This is a genomic window from Salmonella sp. 32100201201700099SM, assembly GCF_017572645.1.
In the GTDB taxonomy this organism is placed as follows: Bacteria; Pseudomonadota; Gammaproteobacteria; order Enterobacterales; family Enterobacteriaceae; genus Salmonella; species Salmonella enterica.
This window is the reverse complement of record NZ_JAGERQ010000002.1, coordinates 278,250-298,595: the sequence shown is the minus strand read 5'-3', so window position 1 is coordinate 298,595 and position 20,346 is coordinate 278,250. Positions and strand designations below refer to the sequence as shown.

At 51.7% G+C, this 20,346-nt stretch carries 22 protein-coding genes and 1 tRNA gene; 10 read left to right on the top strand and 13 right to left on the bottom strand.

All coding sequences use genetic code 11. The features are described 5' to 3' along the window. Positions 1-344 precede the first annotated feature (344 nt). From J4685_RS04825 to J4685_RS04805, 5 genes are read right to left on the bottom strand one after another with little or no spacing between them, the layout of a single operon-like run. Entirely contained in the window at positions 345-2,678 is a 2,334-nt protein-coding gene (locus tag J4685_RS04825; RefSeq protein WP_000783718.1) for a primase-helicase zinc-binding domain-containing protein, read from the bottom strand. 14 nt (positions 2,679-2,692) lie between these two features. Then, complete coding sequence (locus tag J4685_RS04820) at positions 2,693-3,013, bottom strand: DUF5375 domain-containing protein (protein ID WP_000743148.1); 321 nt, start codon at positions 3,011-3,013, stop codon at positions 2,693-2,695. Beyond that, positions 3,010-3,237, bottom strand: a complete 228-nt coding sequence (locus J4685_RS04815) for a hypothetical protein (RefSeq protein WP_001216601.1) — start codon at positions 3,235-3,237, stop codon at positions 3,010-3,012. The genes J4685_RS04820 and J4685_RS04815 overlap by 4 nt, the downstream gene beginning before the upstream one ends. Continuing rightward, positions 3,234-3,785, bottom strand: coding sequence for a host cell division inhibitor Icd-like protein (locus tag J4685_RS04810; protein WP_000980371.1), 552 nt, complete (start codon positions 3,783-3,785; stop codon positions 3,234-3,236). The genes J4685_RS04815 and J4685_RS04810 overlap by 4 nt, the downstream gene beginning before the upstream one ends. Beyond that, the gene (locus J4685_RS04805; RefSeq protein WP_000556591.1) at positions 3,782-4,048 is read right to left on the bottom strand and encodes a helix-turn-helix transcriptional regulator; all 267 of its coding nucleotides are present in this window, start codon (positions 4,046-4,048) and stop codon (positions 3,782-3,784) included. The genes J4685_RS04810 and J4685_RS04805 overlap by 4 nt, the downstream gene beginning before the upstream one ends. A gap of 537 nt (positions 4,049-4,585) precedes the next feature. Here J4685_RS04805 and J4685_RS04800 point away from each other — a divergent pair. Genes J4685_RS04800 through J4685_RS04790 form a run of 3 tightly spaced genes read left to right on the top strand, consistent with a single transcriptional unit; the run spans position 4,586 to position 6,148 of the window. Beyond that, positions 4,586-5,323 (top strand): hypothetical protein, encoded by a 738-nt coding sequence (locus J4685_RS04800; RefSeq protein WP_000198637.1) that lies wholly within the window; start codon positions 4,586-4,588, stop codon positions 5,321-5,323. After that, positions 5,320-5,565, top strand: a complete 246-nt coding sequence (locus J4685_RS04795; protein ID WP_000984211.1) for an ogr/Delta-like zinc finger family protein — start codon at positions 5,320-5,322, stop codon at positions 5,563-5,565. The genes J4685_RS04800 and J4685_RS04795 overlap by 4 nt, the downstream gene beginning before the upstream one ends. A gap of 16 nt (positions 5,566-5,581) precedes the next feature. Next, a complete protein-coding gene (locus J4685_RS04790; protein WP_000210078.1) occupies positions 5,582-6,148 on the top strand; it encodes a phage polarity suppression protein in 567 nt (188 codons plus the stop codon). Positions 6,149-6,367: 219 nt separating this feature from the next. Here J4685_RS04790 and J4685_RS04785 read toward each other — a convergent pair whose 3' ends face one another. Continuing rightward, positions 6,368-6,931, bottom strand: a complete 564-nt coding sequence (locus J4685_RS04785) for a type II restriction endonuclease PvuII (protein ID WP_000667328.1) — start codon at positions 6,929-6,931, stop codon at positions 6,368-6,370. Further along, on the bottom strand, positions 6,928-7,164 hold the full coding sequence (locus J4685_RS04780) for a helix-turn-helix domain-containing protein (RefSeq protein WP_010376679.1): 237 nt from the start codon (positions 7,162-7,164) through the stop codon (positions 6,928-6,930). Before J4685_RS04780 ends, J4685_RS04785 begins: the two co-directional genes overlap by 4 nt. Before the next feature lie 55 nt (positions 7,165-7,219). On the opposite strand from J4685_RS04780, the gene J4685_RS04775 reads away from it, so the two are divergent. Beyond that, positions 7,220-8,215 (top strand): DNA-methyltransferase, encoded by a 996-nt coding sequence (locus tag J4685_RS04775; RefSeq protein ID WP_000970946.1) that lies wholly within the window; start codon positions 7,220-7,222, stop codon positions 8,213-8,215. 53 nt (positions 8,216-8,268) lie between these two features. Here J4685_RS04775 and J4685_RS04770 read toward each other — a convergent pair whose 3' ends face one another. Together J4685_RS04770 and J4685_RS04765 are read right to left on the bottom strand one after the other, a co-directional pair. Then, positions 8,269-9,528 (bottom strand): tyrosine-type recombinase/integrase, encoded by a 1,260-nt coding sequence (locus J4685_RS04770; RefSeq protein ID WP_000772671.1) that lies wholly within the window; start codon positions 9,526-9,528, stop codon positions 8,269-8,271. Between the two features lie 163 nt (positions 9,529-9,691). Beyond that, positions 9,692-9,776, bottom strand: a tRNA-Leu gene (locus J4685_RS04765). Between the two features lie 222 nt (positions 9,777-9,998). Between J4685_RS04765 and J4685_RS04760 the strand changes: the two genes are divergently transcribed. Next, positions 9,999-11,018 carry an NAD(P)-dependent alcohol dehydrogenase gene (locus J4685_RS04760; protein WP_000152556.1) on the top strand — a complete coding sequence of 340 codons (1,020 nt, stop codon included), beginning with the start codon at positions 9,999-10,001 and terminating at the stop codon, positions 11,016-11,018. 27 nt (positions 11,019-11,045) lie between these two features. On the opposite strand, the gene idnK is transcribed toward J4685_RS04760, so the two are convergent. After that, entirely contained in the window at positions 11,046-11,576 is a 531-nt protein-coding gene (idnK, locus tag J4685_RS04755) for a gluconokinase (protein WP_000896759.1), read from the bottom strand. 216 nt (positions 11,577-11,792) lie between these two features. Here idnK and idnD point away from each other — a divergent pair, with 216 nt between their 5' ends. From idnD to J4685_RS04735, 4 genes are all read left to right on the top strand, one after another. Beyond that, positions 11,793-12,824, top strand: a complete 1,032-nt coding sequence (gene idnD, locus J4685_RS04750) for an L-idonate 5-dehydrogenase (RefSeq protein ID WP_000453352.1) — start codon at positions 11,793-11,795, stop codon at positions 12,822-12,824. A gap of 24 nt (positions 12,825-12,848) precedes the next feature. Continuing rightward, positions 12,849-13,613: a gluconate 5-dehydrogenase gene (gene idnO / locus J4685_RS04745; protein WP_000998688.1), complete on the top strand. Its 765-nt coding sequence runs from the start codon at positions 12,849-12,851 to the stop codon at positions 13,611-13,613. A gap of 61 nt (positions 13,614-13,674) precedes the next feature. Next, on the top strand, positions 13,675-14,994 hold the full coding sequence (gene idnT / locus J4685_RS04740; protein ID WP_001128356.1) for a gnt-II system L-idonate transporter: 1,320 nt from the start codon (positions 13,675-13,677) through the stop codon (positions 14,992-14,994). Positions 14,995-15,057: 63 nt separating this feature from the next. Then, positions 15,058-16,056 carry a LacI family DNA-binding transcriptional regulator gene (locus J4685_RS04735; protein ID WP_001244065.1) on the top strand — a complete coding sequence of 333 codons (999 nt, stop codon included), beginning with the start codon at positions 15,058-15,060 and terminating at the stop codon, positions 16,054-16,056. Positions 16,057-16,208: 152 nt separating this feature from the next. Here the strand turns inward: J4685_RS04735 and lptG are convergent, their stop codons facing one another. The 3 genes from lptG to J4685_RS22460 all read right to left on the bottom strand — a co-directional run bounded on the left by lptG (position 16,209) and on the right by J4685_RS22460 (position 18,505). After that, entirely contained in the window at positions 16,209-17,291 is a 1,083-nt protein-coding gene (gene lptG, locus J4685_RS04730) for an LPS export ABC transporter permease LptG (protein ID WP_001182242.1), read from the bottom strand. Beyond that, positions 17,291-18,391 carry an LPS export ABC transporter permease LptF gene (gene lptF / locus J4685_RS04725; RefSeq protein ID WP_000584135.1) on the bottom strand — a complete coding sequence of 367 codons (1,101 nt, stop codon included), beginning with the start codon at positions 18,389-18,391 and terminating at the stop codon, positions 17,291-17,293. Before lptF ends, lptG begins: the two co-directional genes overlap by 1 nt. A gap of 63 nt (positions 18,392-18,454) precedes the next feature. Further along, positions 18,455-18,505 (bottom strand): hypothetical protein, encoded by a 51-nt coding sequence (locus J4685_RS22460; protein ID WP_212724070.1) that lies wholly within the window; start codon positions 18,503-18,505, stop codon positions 18,455-18,457. A gap of 280 nt (positions 18,506-18,785) precedes the next feature. On the opposite strand from J4685_RS22460, the gene pepA reads away from it, so the two are divergent. Further along, positions 18,786-20,297, top strand: a complete 1,512-nt coding sequence (gene pepA, locus J4685_RS04720; RefSeq protein ID WP_000397158.1) for a leucyl aminopeptidase — start codon at positions 18,786-18,788, stop codon at positions 20,295-20,297. The last annotated feature ends 49 nt before the right edge of the window (positions 20,298-20,346 follow it).

The window sequence follows — 20,346 nt, the reverse complement described above, 5'->3', positions numbered from 1 at the left end:
AAATCATCATGTAACACAATGAAAAACAATAAAAAAATAAAAACAGCACTTCGAAATGCCCCCTTTTGTGCCCCCACCATTTATTTTGATGTTTTTAAGCTCAACTAATTGGTTTATCTGGGAAAAGATAACAAATCCTCTATTCGGTTTGGATCCGTTGCACGGATCCAAACCAGAACAAAAAAACTTTTTTTCAGAAAAACTGTTCACACTGTTCACTGTGCATTTTTATTTATAAAATTCATTATGTTACACGGTGAACGGTTGGTGAACAGTGAACACTTTACTGTTCACTTTTGCCGTTTTGCAGGTAAAAAAAGACCGGCGATGCCGGTCAGGGGAGGTTATTTCGCTATGGGGTCATCGCATTTCGGCAGCCAGTCGGCGTTGCTTTCCTCTCTTAGCGCCAGATTGGTCTGTATGCCCTGATTTTTCCGGCGCTTCTCATAACTTAGCCCGTACTCTTTCAGCATGGCTGGCAACCCCTTACCGAACATAGTCAGGCTCAGGGTATTTTTGTAGCCGTGGGCTTCCATATACGCCAGATAGGCATGATACAGATACAGGCGCGGCTGACGCGGGATGATGTTGGCATTGCCAATATACATACCTTCAGGCTCCGGCAGTGCTTCAAGGTAACCACAAAAATCAAATGTCGGGTCGGCATCACGTTTAATACTGAGCGCCTCGTCGGAGTTCTGCTGTGACTGGAGCAGGGCGTGGGCGGTCATCGGGTCGCTGAACCTCTGCATTAGCTGGCGCACAATCACGGCCAACTCGCGGGCGATTTTGTTCTTGAGCTGCGGGTCGCGCTCCTCCGGGGCAATCTGCTCCGGGAAATGCAGGATCACCCGGCGACGGGAAACACCGCCGCTGCGGTCGGTAAAACGCATCGGGTTATTGTTCACGGCCAGAATCACCGCCGGAATATGGGTGGAGTACGCATCCTTGTATTTCGGGTCGACCGAGACCGCATCACCGCCGGTGATGGCCTTAAGTCCTGCCCCGTCACCGCTCCATTTTTCCTGGTCAGGCAGGCGTATCAGTGAAAAGCCAATCAGCGCCGCGCGCTCACGTGGTGATTCCAGCGTTTCGATGGTAGCCGACGTGGCGTTATCTTCCCCGGCAAGCATGGTCGCAATTTCGGCCAGAATACTTTTTCCGCTCCCGCCGGGGCCGGTGACTTCGAGAAAGAGCTGCCAGTCGTAACGGTTCGCCAGCACCATAAACAGCGCGGCCAGAATCACATCGCGTTTTTCCGGTTTGCCACCGGCAGCGCGGTCAAGCCAGCGCCAGAAATGAGGGGCGTGGGTTTCCAGCGTTTCGCCCTCCACCGGCGGGGTGAAATCAACATCACATAGCGTGCGCAGCCAGTGTGATTTATGGTGCGGACTGAATGTGCCGGTGGCGGTATCAAGTACGCCGTTACGAAAACCAATCAGACGGCGCGCAGGGGCGTCCTGCTGCGGAATAATCAGTTTCAGGGTCTCCACCACTGAGGCAATTTTCCCCGACGAGAACGGTGCGCGCAGACGCTGGAACAACCCGGCCACGTCACGGGCAAAATCTGATGGCGGAATGATTTTCCATATCCCGGCTTCATAGCGGGACAGAAGCTGGCCGTTCGCATCCACGGCCAGCGCTTCGCCGTAATGCTCATGCACCCGCATTGCCTTTTCACTGGTGCTCATGGCGGTAAATTCCGCCTCGCTCATGGTAGTGAAAGGGCTGTCAGCCGGTGGCCGGATGGCGTCATAAATGGCTTTCCGCGTGGCCTCTTCACCTTTCTGCATAAACGCATCATTCCAGTCACCGAACACCGGCGGCAGGGCGACAATGCCCTCGCAGGCGTCTGCGGCCGCAGCGGCTTTACTCTGGCCGTTGCCGTTAAGGTCACGGTCGGCGGCGAGGACAATCTGACAGGCCGGGTGTTTCTGACGGGCAAGGCTCGCCAGAGAAAGTAGGTTCACGGAGGACAGCGCCACCATGACAGTTTCCCCGGTCAGGTGATGCACGGTGAGCGCGGTCGCATAGCCCTCCGCAATCCACAGACGTTTTCCTGCCTGTTTCTGCCCCCCGATGATATGGCATGTACCTTTTACCGCTCCGTCTTTCAGGGTGCGTTTGAGACCGTCAGAATTGATAAGCTGAACGTTAACCAGCGCCCCGGCATTGTCATACAGCGGGACAACCATATCACCGGCGCGGAACGTCACGCCGCCGGTTTTGTGTGTGGCCGTCAGCATGACACACTCATGACCGGGGAATCCCTTGTGGGTGAGGTAGGCGTTGCCGCTGGCCGGTCGGGTTTTCTCCATGAGCCTGACGGCCAGCGCGGCCGCCGCTTTGCGGTCAGCCTCCGTTTCTGCTTCTGCGGCCGCAATCACTTCCGGGGCAACCGGCGGCAGATTGCCGGTCACGGCGTTCACCTTCCCGGCGGCCTCAGAGGCTGATACACCGAACACCTTCTCGACCAGTTTCAGTCCGTCACCCGCGCCGCACTGGTTACAGAACCACGTGCCGCGCCCCTCTTTATCGTCAAAGCGAAAGCGGTCAGAGCCACCGCACACCGGGCAGGACTGATGGCGGTTTTTAATCACCTTCACACCCAGCGCAGGGAGAATGCGCGGCCAGTAGCCGCACGCCTGTTTTACCGTTTCTGTTACGTTCATTTTCATGGTTATTTTCTCCCTCAGTGCAGTACCGGCGACGTGATATGACGGGCGCAAAGCTCATCCATCACGGCCAGCCCGAGAAAGGACAGCGACGGCGCGGCTTTGAGTGGTCCGGCTTCCATTAAATCTTCCAGTAACGCACAGGCAATCTGACGGCCTTTCTCCTCGCCGTGCTGGCGCAGGTAGTAGCCCTCCAGCTCGGCGGCAATGGCGCTTTCCAGCGCATCAAGGGTGAGGTGCGGGTAGCGGTGCTGGCGTTCACACAGGGTCAGCCATGCACAGGCCACGGCGCGACGATACAGCGCGGCGCGTAATACGGGCGGTAATGGCTTTTTCATACATTACCCTCCCCGGTCAGCCACTGCTGATTGCAGCGTTCGACCACGCCGTCGAGCTGGGCGGTCATGAGGTAAATCACGGAGGTGAGCTGTAACTGCTGCGCCGGGTCACGACGAACGGTGGCGCAGTCCTGCACCTGCATCAGCTCATTGACGAGCTGGCCGACATTGCGCATATGCTCCAGACATTCGAGGTCACGGGCGGTAATGGTGGTGTGTCTCATGCGTGCTCCTCCGCAACCGGCAGACGGCCAGCAAACGAGAGGACGTAATCGCGAACAAGAGAAAGGCGTGCGGCGTGCTCATCACCGGCAACGGTGCGAAGCATACAAATACGGGGTTTACGGTCTGCGCGACGAACGGCGGCAAATACAAAGACAAACTGCGAGTGTGACGTGGTGAGGGTCGTAGCCATAGTGGCAACCTCCAATGTTTGCATGTGACTGCTACCACTGGAAACGCCAATTTCACTGGTGGTAGCCCAGACGGGGTTGGCGTAACCGGCAACATTGGAAACCGGCGCTTCGTGAGAAGCCCCCGCCTGAGCCACCATTACACGAAGGATCCATAGACAGATAAATCTCTGGATCAAAAATGGATGCGCTGAGGCATAGACACAAAAAAAGACGCAAGGCGCGTCCGGTGTCGCCAATGTTGTAAACGGGACGCCAATCCCGGCTGCCGATTTTGCGGCAGCGGGAAAACTATACCTGGAAACGGCGAAAAGAAGCAAGCCAGAAAAAGGGGCTGTTTGCTGAACGGTCATCATCATGCGTCATAGCCCCGGTTACGTTCGGCAATGCGATCCGCCATCCATGCAGTGATTTCAGACTGCGCCCACGCCACATTTTTTCCGCCGAGGGAGATTTGTTTCGGGAAGGCTTCCTGGCTGATGCGGTCGTAAATGGTCGAGCGGGACAGGCCGCACAGATGCATCACTTCGGGCAGACGGATAAAGCGCTCGTGAACGGTATCAGAAACCGGCATCAGCGGCGCGGCAGGGGCAGAAGACGGGGAAGAAAAAGCAGTGTGCATCGGGCTACCTCACAAAGTCCATACAGTGCCGGTCGTGTCCGTCCGGCTTCGGGTAGCTCCTTATTATGTCTATATTTTTCCTCAGGTCATGTGAGATTTTCGGGGAAACAAACATTGACTTTTCGCTCTGGCAAACAATGGCAAACGCTGGCAAACATATGCAAATCACTGCATTACAATGCAGCAATTTCTATCGCTTTTAGTTATATTTTTTAAATTTTTAATCGAAATAAAGTCTAAATGGTATAGCCAGTGCAAAACAGAAAGGTGAACAGTAGTGAACAGTCGGTGAACAGTTACAGCCTCAACTGTTCACCCTTTATCTGACTGTATTACTTGTCTTTTTCTTTTCAGTGAACAGTAGTGAATAGTTATAAGTAAAAAAACAAACGGTGAGTAAGATTTTCCTGAGACCTTTCTCTGGCCAGCCGGGTTTTAAGGTCTGTTTGTGCCATTTTTGCCACAACGGCAATGAATCGTGTTGTTGTGTCCGGCGCGGCAGAATCTCCTCAGATTGAAACGAAGAGGAGACCCGACATGACTCGAACCGCTGTTATTCCCGACTACCTTAAACCTGCAATGGAACGCCTTGAGACTGCCCGCTCGGCGCATCTCGCCAATGCCAGCCGTATGGATGAAACCACGACGGCCATCAGCCAGGTGCAAACGCAAAAAAATGAACTGGAGCAGGAAAACGGCAATGATTCCGGCGCATGGCGCGCCGCCTTTCGTGCCGGTGGTGCTGTCATTACCGACGAGCTGAAACAACGCCATCTGGCGCGCGTGGCACGGCGGGAACTGGCGCAGGAATGTGACAGCATGAACGAGGTACTGTCTTTTGAGCTGGACAGGCTCAAAGGAGCCTGTGACCGCACGGCCAGAGCATACCGTCAGGCACATCACGGCGTCCTCAGTCAGTATGCAGAGCATGAACTTGATGCAGCCCTGCGTGAAAGCTGCGGTGCCCTCATCAGAGCAATGAAACTCAACATACTGGTTCTGAATAACCCGCTTGCTAATACCACCGGTAATCAGGGCTATATCGAACCAGAGCAGGCCGTTATGCAGCAGGTGAAAGCGTGGCTTGAACAGGCCGTGAAGGGTTGCAATATCCGTCTGACCGATGAACCGGTGCTGTTTAAAACAGGGCTGTCGGCTTCCACACTGCCGCATATGGAGCATGATGTTGCGACCACGCCCGGCCAGCGAAAAGTCTGGCAGGAAAAAATGCGTGAACGTGAAGCCAACCTTAAAGCACGGGGGTTACTGTCATGATGCGCTGTCCTTTCTGCCGCACAGCGGCACACGTTCGCACCAGCCGCTATATGTCTGAGAGCGTCAAAGAGAGTTACCTGCAGTGCCAGAATGTGCACTGCTCGGCGACATTCAAAACGCATGAGTCCATCTTTGAAGTGATACGTTCGCCGGTCGTCGATGAGAAACCCGCGCCGGTGCCGACAGCCCCCGTGGCACCCCGCCGGGTAAAAGGCTGCTACAGCTCGCCGTTCCGCCATTAATCAGGAGAGACAACCCGTGACCACTCTGACCTTACAGCAGGCCTGTGACGCCTGTCAGACGAACAAAACCGCGTGGCTTAACCGTAAAACCGAACTGGCCGCCGCAATGCAGGAATATCAGGAATTATTGCTGGATGACAATGTATCAGGCTCCCGCAGATTACAGATGCTGCGTGACCTGATTGACGTAAAAAAATGGGAAGTTAATCAGGCCGCCGGTCGCTACATCTTCTCGCATGAGGAGGTGCAGCGCATCAGCATCCGTAACCGGCTGCATGATTTTATGCAGCAGAACGGCGCAGAGCTGGCCGCCGCACTGGCACCGGAGCTGATGGGGATTAAAAACCAGCCCGCGATGATAAAAAATCGCGCGCTTGACCGTTCAGTCTCTTACCTGAGAGAAGCTCTTTCCGTCTGGCTGACCGCTGGAGATGAAATTAATTATTCTGCACAGGATAAAGATATTTTAACGGCCATCGGATACAGGCCTGACGCGCCTTCGCGGGATGATAATCGTGAAAAATTCACCCCTGCACAGAACATGATTTACACCCGTCGACGCGCCGGACTGGCCGCGCAGTAGCCTGTCAAAAAATCCCCGTAAATCCCGCTATTTTTAACGAAATAAGCCATGCATCCATAAGGTGCATGGTTTTGCATGCGTTTTCTCGCTCCGGCATGCCAGACCAGCGCCAGTCGTGGCGCGGCCTGAGACCATCTTTGCACCTGCATTAAAAGCGACCCATTAAGCGGGCAGGCGTGGCGGGGAGAGCATTGCGCGCGGCTAATTAATACTAACTTATTAATTTTCCGCTTCAAATCCCCCAAGATCGATTTGTTCTTCGATTTCAGGAGTCCAAAGTAATTCTTCTGGAGTAGCATTTGACCAAAGCAATTTACCATACTCGATAACATACTTAACCGGTATTTTAGGATTGTTTATGTCTTTACCATCCCTTTCATACCATTGTCTCTCCCATTTATCATAGAAGACTTCCAAATCATCAGGCATGAGTAAATAAACTGAACGAATAGTGATGTTACTATAAATTGCGAACACCCATGGAACTTGTCTATATTTCGCAATTATTGTTGGGTTCATATGATGGTGAGTTGAAAAACTCTTGGTTAGCTCAACATTAACTGATTTTAATTCAAACTCGGTACCAGTGACATCTACTGCATCATTACCTTCTCGCCCAGGAAGAACCTTAAGACTGAGAAGTAAAAGAACTTGTAGAAGTTTTCCTCCATTATCTTGGAATATATCATTGATTCCGTGCTTATTAGCCAACCGTTGATGTTCTTCAACCTGAGGCCAAAGTGCAATTAAATTTGACCAATCTTGATGCAACTCAAATTTCATACCTGATTATTCTCCAGTAGTGAACTAGGAGAGACACCAAGGGCTGAAGCAATTCGGTCGATATTATCAATAGAAATGTTTCTTTCACATCGCTCTACTGACCCGATGTAAGTCCTATGCAAGCCTGCCAAGTCAGCCAAGGCTTCTTGAGACAGACCTTGTCTCTCCCTTAACTTCCTGATGTTATGGGCAAAAATCACTCTTGCTCTTGAGGGGTTTATCTTTCGTTCCATTCGCGAGACAATGCAGCTTTGATGACAATAGATCTACAGACTATGAGTAGCAGTTATGATGTTCGACGATAAAAAACCTGCGTACAAAACAGATTTGGGTGCAATGTACATTGCTGACTCGCTTGAAATGCTTGAATCGATGCCCGACAACAGCCTAAATTTAGTGATGACAAGCCCACCTTTCGCTTTACAGCGTAAGAAAGAATATGGAAATCACGATCAAGAACAGTACATCGATTGGTTTTTAAAATTTGGCGAGTTGGTTTTTAAGAAGCTAAAAGATGATGGTAGCTTTGTCGTCGATTTTGGTGGCGCTTACATGAAAGGCGTACCTGTTAGAAGTGTTTACAACTTCCGAGTTTTGATAAGGATGATTGATGAGGTTGGATTCCATCTGGCCGAGGATTTCTATTGGTTTAACCCTTCAAAACTACCAAGTCCTATTGAGTGGGTTAACAAAAGAAAGTTGCGTGTTAAAGATTCTGTTAACACAATTTGGTGGTTTAGCAAAACTGAATGGCCAAAGTCTGATATAACTAAAGTTCTTGTTCCGTATAGTGACAGGATGAAAAAACTTATTGAAGACCCTAATAAATTTTATTCCCCCAAAATGCGTCCATCAGGGCATGATATAAGCAGCAGCTTTGGCAAAGATAATGGCGGTGCTATACCTCCAAATCTATTGCAAATTCCCAACTCCGAATCTAACGGAGGATATTTATCCGGTTGTAAAAAAATTGGTGTTAAAGGTCATCCAGCACGATTCCCATCTAAATTACCGGAGTTTTTCATTAATATGTTAACTGAGCCGGGTGATCTTGTTGTTGATATTTTTGGAGGTTCAAACACAACAGGAAGTGCTGCTGAACAATTAAAACGCAAGTGGCTTTCATTTGAGCTCTCACCTGAATATGTAGCGGCTTCTGTATTTAGATTTACAGATAAAAACACAAGCCAAGATATACTCCAAGAGATGTATGACACTATATTAAATGGAAATACACTCGATTTACGCTCCAGAGAAAATAAAGATCAAATCGTAGTTAGCTGATGCGCAAAGAAAGCCAATCATATAATCAGATTGGCTTTTCATTAGCATAATGATTAAGAGTGAAGTTTTGCGTAGTCAAATGAACTAATAGGTTTAATCTTGTTTGCATCAAGATAATCAGCCCACCATTGGACCATTAATCGCCTTTCATCCAAATGTTCAGAAGTATGAATATAAGCCGCCCGGACGCTATTACGCTCTGAATGACTTAATTGACGTTCGATTGCATCTTCGCTCCATAACCCCGACTCACCCAATGCGCCACGCGCCATCGTTCTAAATCCATGCCCGCAAACTTCAGTTTTAGTGTCATATCCCATTGCCCGTAAAGCACTATTCACCGTATTTTCACTCATGACCTTTGTTGCGTCGTGATCTCCTGGAAAAAGTAACTCTTTATCACCACTAATCTGCTTAAGCTGCTCTAATAAAATCATCGCCTGCCGACTAAGCGGAACAATATGCTCCTCTTTCATCTTCATCCCACGGTAGGAGTAACGCACGCCTTTAATCTCTTCTCTTTTTGCCGGAATGCGCCAAAGAGATTTATCAAAGTCGAATTCATCCCAACGCGCGAAACGTAACTCACTTGAACGCACAAAAGTTAGTAAGGAAAGTTCGACCGCGATCCGCGTCATTACACGGCCACGATATGCAGCAAGACGTGCAAGGAACTCAGGGAACCGGCTAGAGGGTAAAGCTGGATAGTGTCGTGCTTTGGTTGTCGATAACGCACCGGCCATGTCACTGGCTGGATTAGAGTCGATATAATCGTTCTGTACGGCATAACGCATAATAGCCGTGACACGCTGCTGAAGACGCTGTGCAACGTCATGTTTACCACTAGTATCAACTTCTTTAATCGGGGCTAACAGGTGGCTGGTTTTGAGCTGGCGAATGTCGGACGAACCGATATGAGGGAAAATATAAAGCTCAAGATAGCGCAGAACGCGCGATCGATGGTCTTCACTCCATCGCTTGTTACTTTCATGCCATTCACGAGCAATGGTTTCGAAAGTATATGCCCCCGAATTCTCGGCCTGAGCTTCTTTCTGTTCGGCTTTTGGGTCAATGCCCTGCACTAACAGCTTTTTAGCTTCATCTCGCTTTGCTCTTGCCTGTGCAAGCGTCACTGTAGGCCAAACACCAAAAGCGAGGCGATCCTCTTTTTTGTCAGAGGGGCGTCTGTATTTCATGCGCCAATATTTAGAACCCTTGGCCGAAACCTCGAGATACAAACCGCCACCATCGGCCATTTTGTAGGTTTTGTCTTTTGGCTTTGCGGTCTCGACCTGTCTGGCGTTCAGCTTCATTTGGGGGCACATTTCTAATCGAAGTTAAGATGCCCCCAATTATGCCCCCAATGACATCCGGATTTCAACGGACTACCTCGGACAACTCGGGCCGGAAAAATCGCTGCAAGCATTGATTTTAGAGGGGTTGGTGGACTTTCTCGGATGGTCTTGGAAGTACTAATGGTGCCGAAGGCCGGACTCGAACCGGCACGTATTTCTACGGTTGATTTTGAATCAACTGCGTCTACCGATTTCGCCACTTCGGCACTGAAGAGGTATGCGGAAAACGTTGTGGATTATACCTGTCATACGCCGCCATGCAAGCACGAGCATACACCTGTATCGCTAAGTGCTGAAAATTTCAGCAGCGTTGAGGATTAAATAGAATAATCAGGCTACTTCCCGCCTTCTCCAGCAGATTAACGCCGGGCGTCCCTTGCCTCCATGCTCTACACTTTTCAGTTCAACACCACATTAAGGGAAGCACAATGACGATAATAAAAAGCTACGCCGCCAAAGAGGCGGGCGGCGAGCTCGAACTCTATGAATATGACGCGGGAGAACTCCAACCGGAAGATGTCGAGGTACGGGTCGACTACTGCGGGATCTGCCATTCCGATCTGTCGATGATCGACAATGAATGGGGGTTCTCTCAATACCCTCTGGTTGCCGGACACGAGGTCATCGGTCGGGTGGCCGCACTCGGTAGCGCGGCACAGGATAAGGGACTAAAAGTCGGCCAGCGCGTTGGAATCGGCTGGACGGCGCGCAGCTGCGGACACTGCGATGCCTGTATCAGCGGCAATCAAATTAACTGCCTGGAAGGGGCAGTGCCCACTATCCTCAATCGTGGCGGTTTTGCCGAGAAGCTTCGCGCGGGCTGGCAGTGGGTAATTCCTCTTCCGGAGAATATAGATATGGCGTCCGCAGGCCCGCTGTTATGTGGCGGCATTACGGTCTTTAAACCGCTACTGATGCACCATATTACTGCTACCAGCCGCGTTGGCATCATCGGTATTGGCGGGCTTGGGCATATCGCCATAAAGCTGTTACACGCAATGGGCTGCGAAGTCACCGCGTTCAGCTCAAATCCATCGAAAGAGCAGGAAGTGCTGGCGATGGGGGCCAATAACGTGGTGAACAGCCGCGATCCGGAAGCGTTAAAAGCACTGGCGGGCCAGTTCGATCTCATTATTAACACGGTTAACGTCGATCTCGACTGGCAGCCCTACTTCGAAGCGCTGACCTATGGCGGCAACTTCCATACCGTTGGGGCCGTATTGAAGCCGCTGCCCGTACCGGCGTTTACATTAATTGCCGGCGATCGCAGTATCTCAGGCTCGGCAACCGGAACGCCATATGAACTTCGCAAACTGATGAAATTTGCCGGACGCAGTAAAGTCGCACCCATCACGGAACTGTTCGCAATGTCACAAATCAACGAGGCTATTCAGCACGTTCGCGACGGCAAAGCCCGCTATCGTGTAGTGCTAAAAGCTGACTTCTGACCGCCTGACTCAGCGCTTTGACAATGATCAGGAAGCGCTGAGTGCCTGACGAAAAGCCTGTACAGCCAGTCGGCACTGCTCCGTCACGTGCTCGATGTCATAATTAACATCGATACGCGCAATATCATGTTCATCGGCACACGGTCGCTCCAGCGCGTCAAACTGACTTTGCAGCAGGTCTGGCGGCATAAAATGCCCGGCACGACGCTGCATTCGCTGCAGAATGGTAGCATAATCGCCATCCAGCCACAGGAAATGTACGTTAGGGCTACTCTTACGTAAAATATCGCGGTACTGTTTTTTTAATGACGAGCAGACAATAAATCCCGTCTCATTTTTTTTATAAAGACTGTATGAAGCGTCATTTAATCGTTCCAGCCAGGGTAAGCGGTCTTCATCAGTTAACGGTATTCCCTGAGACATTTTATCAATGTTTTTCGCCGGATGGAGATCATCGCCGTCAATAAACTTCGCAGAAAATAATGTTGCAATTTTGCTGCCTATTAAAGACTTACCACTACCTGAAACACCCATTAAAATATAGCTTTCCCCGGCCATTTAAATACCTCTGAGTCATATTCCACTCCACAATATTACGCCTCTACGTTCGACAATTTCACGTTTTTTAATTTCCATAGAGAAGAACTCTAAGGCACATCACGTTATGCGTAACATTGTAGTGTAACAATTTTCCAGCGTGACATAAGTCACAAATAATGACAAATAAAACCGCTTAAATGCGTTCAGGGTAACTACCTGACCAGTGAGGAATTTATGGAAGTAAAAACTCAATCCTGCGTTGTTGCGGGTAAGCGTGCTGTTGCCGTTACGGAACAAAATATTGAATGGAATAATAAAGGAACACTCGTACAAATTACCCGTGGCGGCATTTGTGGGTCTGACTTACATTATTATCAGGAAGGCAAAGTCGGCAATTTTACAGTAAAAGCGCCAATGATTTTAGGTCATGAAGTGATTGGCAAAATCGTTCATAGCGACTCAGATTTATTACGTGAAGGACAACCGGTAGCGATTAATCCATCGAAGCCTTGCGGTCATTGCAAATACTGTCTGCAGCATGAAGAAAACCACTGTACTGAAATGCGTTTCTTTGGCAGCGCCATGTATTTTCCGCATGTCGATGGCGGTTTTACCCGATTTAAAGCTGTCGATACCGCTCAGTGCATTCCCTGGCCGGAACAGGCGGACGAAAAAGCCATGGCCTTTGCCGAACCGCTGGCGGTTGCCATTCATGCGGCTCATGAGGCGGGCGATCTGCAGGGCAAACGCGTCTTTATCTCCGGCGTTGGCCCTATCGGCTGCCTGATTGTTAGCGCGGTAAAAACGCTGGGCGCGGCGGAAGTGGTATGTGCCGATATCAGTACCCGTTCTCTCTCGCTGGCTCGGCAGATGGGCGCGGATACGCTGGTGAACCCACAGCATGATTCTCTTGATGGCTGGAAAGCAGAAAAAGGGTATTTCGATATCAGTTTTGAAGTCTCTGGGCATCCTTCCTCTATCTCAACGTGTCTGGAAGTCACACGGGCCAAAGGCGTGATGGTGCAGGTTGGCATGGGCGGCGCAGTCCCCAACTTCCCGATGATGATGCTAATAAGCAAAGAGATCTCGCTGAAAGGCTCTTTCCGCTTTACTACCGAATTTAATACTGCGGTTTCCTGGTTTGCCAACCGCGTTATCAATCCGCTGCCGTTACTGAGCGCGGAATATCCATTTACCGACCTGGAAGCGGCGCTGATCTTTGCCGGAGACAAAACACAGGCGGCAAAAGTTCAGCTCGTTTTCTGAGAAAGTAAAATAAGGGACACTATCATGAACGATCTTTTTTCACTGGCAGGTAAAAATATCCTTATCACCGGAGCCGCTCAGGGAATTGGTTATTTGCTGGCGACCGGTCTTGGTCGCTATGGCGCGCGCATTATTGTTAACGATATTACCCCGGAGCGCGCCGAAACAGCCGTGACGAAACTTCAGCAGGAAGGGATAAAGGCTATTGCCGCTCCTTTTAATGTCACTCATAAACAGGATATTGAAGCTGCGGTTGAACATATCGAAAAAGATATCGGCGTCATTGACGTCCTGATAAATAACGCTGGTATCCAGCGCCGTCATCCGTTTACTGAGTTTCCCGAGCAGGAGTGGAATGACGTCATCGCCGTAAATCAGACCGCGGTTTTTCTCGTCTCTCAGGCCGTTACGCGCCGTATGGTGGCGCGTCAGGCAGGAAAAGTGATCAACATCTGTTCGATGCAAAGCGAGCTGGGCCGCGACACGATTACGCCATACGCCGCGTCGAAGGGTGCCGTGAAGATGCTGACTCGCGGCATGTGCGTGGAGCTGGCGCGTCATAATATCCAGGTCAACGGTATTGCGCCGGGGTACTTCAAAACGGAGATGACCAAAGCGCTGGTTGAAGATGAAGCCTTCACCTCCTGGCTATGCAAACGTACGCCTGCCGCACGCTGGGGCGATCCCCAGGAGCTTATTGGCGCAGCGGTGTTTCTCTCGTCAAAAGCTTCCGACTTTGTTAACGGACATCTGCTGTTTGTCGATGGCGGTATGCTGGTTGCCGTCTGACCAGGGAAATACGACGCAGCGCGTAAGCGCTGCTATTTTGGCGCTAATAAGAGAGACGAATATGCCATTAATAATTATTGCGGCAGGCGTTGCGCTGCTGTTGGTCTTAATGATTGGCTTTAAAGTTAACGGCTTTATCGCCCTTGTTCTGGTTGCCGCCGTGGTGGGATTTGCCGAAGGAATGGGCGCGCAAGACGTCCTGCACTCCATACAAAACGGAATTGGCGGTACTCTGGGCGGACTCGCCATGATCCTCGGTTTTGGCGCGATGCTGGGAAGATTAATTTCCGATACCGGCGCCGCGCAGCGCATTGCGACGACGCTCATTAATACGTTCGGCAAAAAACGCGTGCAATGGGCGCTGGTGATCACCGGGCTTATCGTCGGCCTGGCAATGTTTTTTGAAGTCGGATTCGTACTGCTGTTGCCGCTCGTTTTTACAATTGTGGCCTCATCGGGACTGCCATTGCTGTATGTCGGGGTTCCAATGGTCGCCGCCTTATCCGTTACGCACTGCTTCCTGCCGCCGCATCCCGGCCCTACCGCTATTGCGACAATTTTTGAGGCAAATCTCGGTACGACCCTGCTGTATGGGTTAATCATTACCATACCGACCGTGATTGTTGCCGGCCCTCTGTTTTCAAAATTGCTGGCGCGATTTGAAAAAGCGCCGCCTGAAGGATTATTTAATCCTCATCTATTCAGTGAAGAGGAGATGCCGTCATTCTGGAACAGTATTTTTGCCGCCGTGATCCCGGTCATTCTGATGGCCATCGCAGCGGTATGTGAAATCACGCTGCCAAAAACGAATGCCGTGCGGGTTTTCTTCGAATTTATCGGTAATCCAGCAGTGGCGTTGTTTATTGCCATTATCATCGCCATTTTTACGCTGGGGCGACGCAATGGACGTACGGTTGAGCAGGTGATGGATATCGTCGGCGAGTCCATTGGCGCTATTGCGATGATTGTTTTTATCATCGCGGGCGGCGGCGCGTTTAAGCAAGTGCTGGTGGATAGCGGCGTGGGTCAATATATCTCGCAATTAATGACCGGCACCTCGCTATCTCCGTTATTAATGTGCTGGACGGTAGCCGCCGTGCTGCGTATTGCGTTAGGTTCCGCGACCGTGGCCGCGATAACCACAGCGGGCGTCGTATTGCCGATTATTAACGTAACCCACGCCGATCCGGCGTTAATGGTACTGGCGACAGGCGCGGGAAGCGTTATTGCATCACATGTTAACGATCCCGGTTTTTGGCTGTTTAAAGGGTATTTTAATCTTAGCGTCGGGGAAACCCTACGCACCTGGACCGTTATGGAAACATTGATTTCTGTCATGGGGTTGCTGGGCGTACTGGCGCTGAATGCGGTTCTGCATTAATTCATCATCCGCAGCCCAATTAACCATGGGGGCGACGTTCCCGCCCCCGGTACTGGAGAAAACATGAGGAATCACAGAATTTCTTTGCAGGATATCGCTACGCTTGCTGGCGTGACAAAAATGACGGTGAGCCGTTACATCCGCTCGCCGAAAAAAGTCGCCAGGGAAACCGGCGAGCGTATTGCGCAGATCATGGAGGAAATTAACTACATACCAAATCGCGCGCCTGCTATGCTGTTAAACGCGCAAAGTTACACTCTGGGCGTGCTGATCCCCTCTTTTCAGAATCAGTTGTTTGCCGACATTCTCGCCGGGATTGAATCCGTAACGTCGGGTCATAACTACCAAACTCTCATTGCGAATTACAATTACAATCGCGATTCGGAAGAAGAGTCCGTTATCAATTTACTGTCTTACAATATCGACGGCATTATTCTTTCAGAAAAATATCATACCCTCAGAACCGTCAAATTCCTGCGCTCAGCTACCCTTCCGATTGTAGAACTCATGGATATCCAGGGCGATCGCTTAGATATGGAGGTGGGGTTTGATAACCGTCAGGCCGCCTTTGATATGGTCAGCACCATGCTGGATAAACGCCAGCGGCGGAAAATTCTCTATCTGGGTTCAAAAGACGATATCCGTGATGAGCAGCGTTATCACGGCTACTGCGATGCGATGACGCGCCGGGGGCTGGCGCCGTTGCGCATCAATCCCCGCGCTATCTCCTCTATCCATCTGGGGATACAGCTAATGCGTGATGCGCTTACTGCGCACCCGGACGTGGATGGCGTCTTTTGTACAAATGACGATATCGCAATGGGCGCTCTACTGTGGTGCCGCGAGCGTCAACTGGCCGTACCGGAGCAGATCTCCATCGCCGGCTTCCACGGTCTGGAGATGGGCAGGCAAATGATACCGAGCCTCGCCAGCGTAATTACCCCTCGTTTTGAGATCGGGCGCAGAGCCGCGCAGATGTTGCTCAACAAAATTAAAAATAACGATCTCAACCATAATACGATTGATTTGGGTTATCAGATTTATCACGGCAGCACGTTATAAATTTTTTGATCTACTTTTTCCCGCAGCTTGCCTGAGCTTAACGCGTAGCCAAAAGCGCCACGCGTCAGGTTACGCACTACATCATTCGAGGAATACCAGGCGGTCTGCCGGATGGCGGCGGAAAGGACTTATCAGGCCTACGATTACTGTGATTACGACTTACGCAGCATTAGCCACAGGCTAATCAGGAAGAAAGACGCGCTCGGCAGCAGCGCGCCGACAATCGGCGGAATGCCATATACCAGCGTCAGCGGGCCAAAAATCTGGTCGAGGACGTAGAAGACGAAGCCGAAGCTAATCCCCGTCACCACGCGCACGCCCATCGGCACACTACGCAGCGGGCCAAAGATAAACGACAGCGCCATCAGCATCATCACCGCCACGGAGAGCGGCTGGAAGATTTTACTCCACATATTGAGCTGATAACGTCCGGCGTCCTGTCCGCTCGACTTCAGATATTTAACGTAGTTATGCAGACCGCTGATGGAAAGCGCATCCGGGTCCAGCGCCACCACGCCTAACTTATCCGGCGTCAGATTCGTTTTCCAGGTGCCGCTCACCGTCTGCGAACCGGTGATCTGTTTCGGGTTTTGCAGATCGGACTCATCCACCTGCGACAAACGCCAGACCTTATGCTCCGGGTCGAATTTTGCCGAAGCGGCGTAACGCACCGACTGCAAACGACGCTGATCGTTGAAAGCGTAAATACTAATGCCGGCCAGCTCCTCGTCGCCCTTCACCCGTTCAATATAGACAAAGTTATTCCCGTCTTTCGCCCACAGACCTTGCTGGGTGGAAAGCAGCGAGCCGCCATACATCGCCTGCGCACGATAGTTACGCGCCATCTGCTCGCCCTGCGGGGCGACCCATTCGCCGATCGCCATGGTTAACAGCACCAGGGGGATAGCCGTTTTCATCACCGACAGCGCCACCTGCATACGGGTGAAACCCGATGCCTGCATCACCACCAGTTCGCTACGCTGCGCCAGCATCCCCAGCCCCAGCAGCGCGCCAAGCAGCGCCGCCATAGGAAAGAAGATCTGGATATCCTTAGGTACGCTGAGCAGGGTGTACATACCCGCGCCCAGCGCGTCGTAGTTACCCTGCCCCGCTTTTTTCAGCTGATCGACAAACTTGATGATCCCGGAGAGCGACACCAGCATGAACAACGTCATCATGATGGTGGTAAAAATGGTTTTACCGATATAGCGGTCAAGTACACCAAATGGCTGCATTATACCGCTCCTTTACGCAGAAAACGGGCACGCAGGCGGCGAACCGGCACCGTATCCCACAGGTTTAAACCAATCGCCAACGCCAGATAGATCAGGTTGACCGCCCACATCCAGATAACCGGGTCCAGTTTGCCTTTACCGCCATTCGATTTAATGGAGGTCTGGATCAGGAAGAACAGCAGATAAAGCAGCATAGCGGGCAACATAGACAAGACGCGCCCCTGACGTGGATTCACCACGCTGAGCGGCACGACCATCAGCGCCATCATAAATACGGTAAAGACTAACGTGATACGCCAGTGCAGCTCGGCGCGAGCGCGATCGTTGTCGGTATTCCACAGCGTGCGCATGTCCATCTGGTCGGTATCGTTCGGGTCCAGCGCCACGGCCTGATGACCAATAATCGCCTGATAGTTCTGGAAGTCGGTGATGCGAAAATCGCGTAGCAACGCCGTCCCTTCAAAACGCGTCCCTTTGTTTAAGGTGACAACCTGGGAACCATCGCGCAACTGAGTAAGGTGTCCGGAATCGGCCACTACCACAGAAGGACGAGCATTGCCCTTAGGACGAATTTGCGCCAGGAAAACATCGTGGAAGTCGCTGCCGTCAACGCTTTCGATAAACAGCACCGAGCTGCCGTTGGTCGCCTGCTGGAATTGCCCCTGCGCCAACGCCGCCATACCGGGGGTCGCTTTCGCCTCCGCCAGCACTTCATCCTGGTGTTTTGACGACCAGGGGCCGGCCCACATCACGTTAACCGCCGCAAGGATACCGGTAAATAACGCCAGTACCATGGCGGCCTTTACCAGCACGGCTTTGCTCAACCCACAGGCGTGCATGACCGTAATTTCACTTTCGGTATACAGTTTGCCCAGCGTCATCAGCAGCCCCAGGAACAGGCTTAAAGGCAGGATGAGCTGCGCCATTTCCGGTACGCCCAGCCCCAGAAGCGAGAGCACCAGATTTGCGGGAATATCGCCGTCAACCGCCGCGCCGAGAATCCTCACTAACTTTTGACAAAAGAAGATCAAAAGTAAGATGAAGAGTATCGCCAGCTGGCTTTTGAGCGTCTCCCGCACCAGATATCTTATGATTATCACTTTAAATACGCCCGTAAAAACCCATTTTTTTGCTGGAATTTAGCTTGTTTCATGGCTTAAACGTCATTTATTCTCTTGAGTCGTCGAAATCATCGCTAAGATCATTATACTCAGCGGATTCACCTCTCAGAACTTGTTCTGACGTGCCAATGCCGTAATAACGTTAAGATTAACACGAAGTCACCGCAACAGCGGATATGAGTTACGAAAGCTTTCAATTTCTATACTCTAATGGATTTCGAGTTGCAGGCAGGCGGCAGGACTGTGGAGCCCCGGAGCTTACATCAGGTAAGCGACAGGGGTGAGCAGGCGCAGCCAACGCATCTGCAACTTGAAAGACGACGAGTATAGCTGTAGCCACCACTGTTGTCTTTAAGATTCAGGAGCATAGTGCATGGAGTTCAGTGTAAAAAGCGGTAGCCCGGAGAAACAGCGGAGTGCCTGCATTGTCGTGGGCGTCTTTGAACCGCGTCGCCTTTCTCCGATTGCAGAACAGCTCGACAAAATTAGCGACGGATACATCAGCGCATTGCTGCGTCGCGGCGAACTGGAAGGAAAACCGGGGCAGACTCTGTTGCTGCACCATGTTCCTAACGTTCTTTCCGAGCGAATCCTCCTCATTGGTTGCGGCAAAGAGCGCGAGCTTGATGAACGTCAGTATAAGCAGGTTATTCAGAAAACGATAAATACTCTGAATGATACTGGTTCGATGGAAGCCGTCTGTTTCCTGACCGAACTGCACGTTAAAGGCCGCAACAACTACTGGAAAGTGCGTCAGGCCGTCGAAACGGCCAAAGAGACGCTTTATAGCTTTGATCAACTCAAGACCAACAAGAGCGAGCCGCGCCGCCCGCTACGTAAGATGGTCTTTAATGTGCCGACCCGCCGTGAGCTCACCAGCGGCGAACGCGCCATTCAGCACGGTCTGGCCATCGCCGCCGGGATTAAGGCTGCGAAAGATCTCGGCAACATGCCGCCCAATATCTGTAACGCCGCCTACCTGGCGTCACAGGCGCGCCAGTTGGCCGACAGCTACAGCAAAAATGTCATCACCCGCGTGATCGGCGAACAGCAAATGCGCGAACTGGGTATGAACGCTTATCTGGCGGTCGGCCACGGTTCGCAGAATGAATCGCTGATGTCGGTGATTGAGTACAAGGGCAATCCGTCCGAAGACGCGCGCCCGATCGTGCTGGTAGGTAAAGGCCTGACCTTCGACTCCGGCGGCATCTCCATCAAGCCATCTGAAGGGATGGACGAGATGAAGTACGACATGTGCGGCGCGGCGGCGGTTTACGGCGTGATGCGTATGGTCGCCGAGCTTCAGCTTCCGATTAACGTTATCGGCGTACTGGCGGGCTGTGAAAACATGCCGGGCGGACGCGCTTATCGCCCTGGCGACGTGCTGACCACTATGTCTGGTCAAACCGTTGAAGTCCTGAACACCGACGCCGAAGGCCGTCTGGTTTTGTGCGACGTGCTGACCTACGTTGAGCGCTTCGAACCGGAAGCGGTCATTGACGTCGCGACGCTAACCGGCGCCTGCGTGATTGCGCTGGGCCATCACATTACCGGTCTGATGTCGAACCATAACCCGCTGGCGCATGAACTGATCGGCGCGTCCGAGCAAGCGGGCGACCGCGCGTGGCGTCTGCCGCTGGGCGATGAGTTCCAGGAACAACTGGAGTCCAACTTTGCGGATATGGCGAACATTGGTGGTCGTCCTGGCGGCGCTATCACCGCGGGCTGCTTCCTGTCGCGCTTTACCCGTAAGTACAACTGGGCGCACCTGGATATCGCCGGTACCGCCTGGCGTTCCGGTAAAGCCAAAGGTGCCACCGGTCGTCCGGTAGCGCTGCTGTCGCAGTTCCTGCTCAATCGTGCGGGCTTTAACGGCGAAGAGTAAGTTTGAGATTACCCCGTAGGCCTGATAAGGCGCATTAGCGCCACCATCA

Excerpts from the sequence above, each read along its gene's own strand:
- pepA (WP_000397158.1), top strand. The coding sequence starts at position 18,786 with ATGGAGTTCAGTGTAAAAAGCGGTAGCCCGGAGAAACAGCGGAGTGCC.
- J4685_RS04770 (WP_000772671.1), bottom strand. The coding sequence starts at position 9,528 with ATGAAGCTGAACGCCAGACAGGTCGAGACCGCAAAGCCAAAAGACAAA.
- J4685_RS04805 (WP_000556591.1), bottom strand. The coding sequence starts at position 4,048 with ATGCACACTGCTTTTTCTTCCCCGTCTTCTGCCCCTGCCGCGCCGCTG.
- J4685_RS04815 (WP_001216601.1), bottom strand. The coding sequence starts at position 3,237 with ATGAGACACACCACCATTACCGCCCGTGACCTCGAATGTCTGGAGCAT.
- J4685_RS04825 (WP_000783718.1), bottom strand. The coding sequence starts at position 2,678 with ATGAAAATGAACGTAACAGAAACGGTAAAACAGGCGTGCGGCTACTGG.
- J4685_RS04785 (WP_000667328.1), bottom strand. The coding sequence starts at position 6,931 with ATGAAATTTGAGTTGCATCAAGATTGGTCAAATTTAATTGCACTTTGG.
- J4685_RS04820 (WP_000743148.1), bottom strand. The coding sequence starts at position 3,013 with ATGAAAAAGCCATTACCGCCCGTATTACGCGCCGCGCTGTATCGTCGC.
- idnK (WP_000896759.1), bottom strand. The coding sequence starts at position 11,576 with ATGGCCGGGGAAAGCTATATTTTAATGGGTGTTTCAGGTAGTGGTAAG.
- J4685_RS04760 (WP_000152556.1), top strand. The coding sequence starts at position 9,999 with ATGACGATAATAAAAAGCTACGCCGCCAAAGAGGCGGGCGGCGAGCTC.
- J4685_RS04735 (WP_001244065.1), top strand. The coding sequence starts at position 15,058 with ATGAGGAATCACAGAATTTCTTTGCAGGATATCGCTACGCTTGCTGGC.
- J4685_RS04800 (WP_000198637.1), top strand. The coding sequence starts at position 4,586 with ATGACTCGAACCGCTGTTATTCCCGACTACCTTAAACCTGCAATGGAA.
- idnD (WP_000453352.1), top strand. The coding sequence starts at position 11,793 with ATGGAAGTAAAAACTCAATCCTGCGTTGTTGCGGGTAAGCGTGCTGTT.
- J4685_RS04810 (WP_000980371.1), bottom strand. The coding sequence starts at position 3,785 with ATGATGATGACCGTTCAGCAAACAGCCCCTTTTTCTGGCTTGCTTCTT.
- idnO (WP_000998688.1), top strand. The coding sequence starts at position 12,849 with ATGAACGATCTTTTTTCACTGGCAGGTAAAAATATCCTTATCACCGGA.
- J4685_RS04780 (WP_010376679.1), bottom strand. The coding sequence starts at position 7,164 with ATGGAACGAAAGATAAACCCCTCAAGAGCAAGAGTGATTTTTGCCCAT.
- idnT (WP_001128356.1), top strand. The coding sequence starts at position 13,675 with ATGCCATTAATAATTATTGCGGCAGGCGTTGCGCTGCTGTTGGTCTTA.
- lptG (WP_001182242.1), bottom strand. The coding sequence starts at position 17,291 with ATGCAGCCATTTGGTGTACTTGACCGCTATATCGGTAAAACCATTTTT.
- J4685_RS04795 (WP_000984211.1), top strand. The coding sequence starts at position 5,320 with ATGATGCGCTGTCCTTTCTGCCGCACAGCGGCACACGTTCGCACCAGC.
- J4685_RS04775 (WP_000970946.1), top strand. The coding sequence starts at position 7,220 with ATGATGTTCGACGATAAAAAACCTGCGTACAAAACAGATTTGGGTGCA.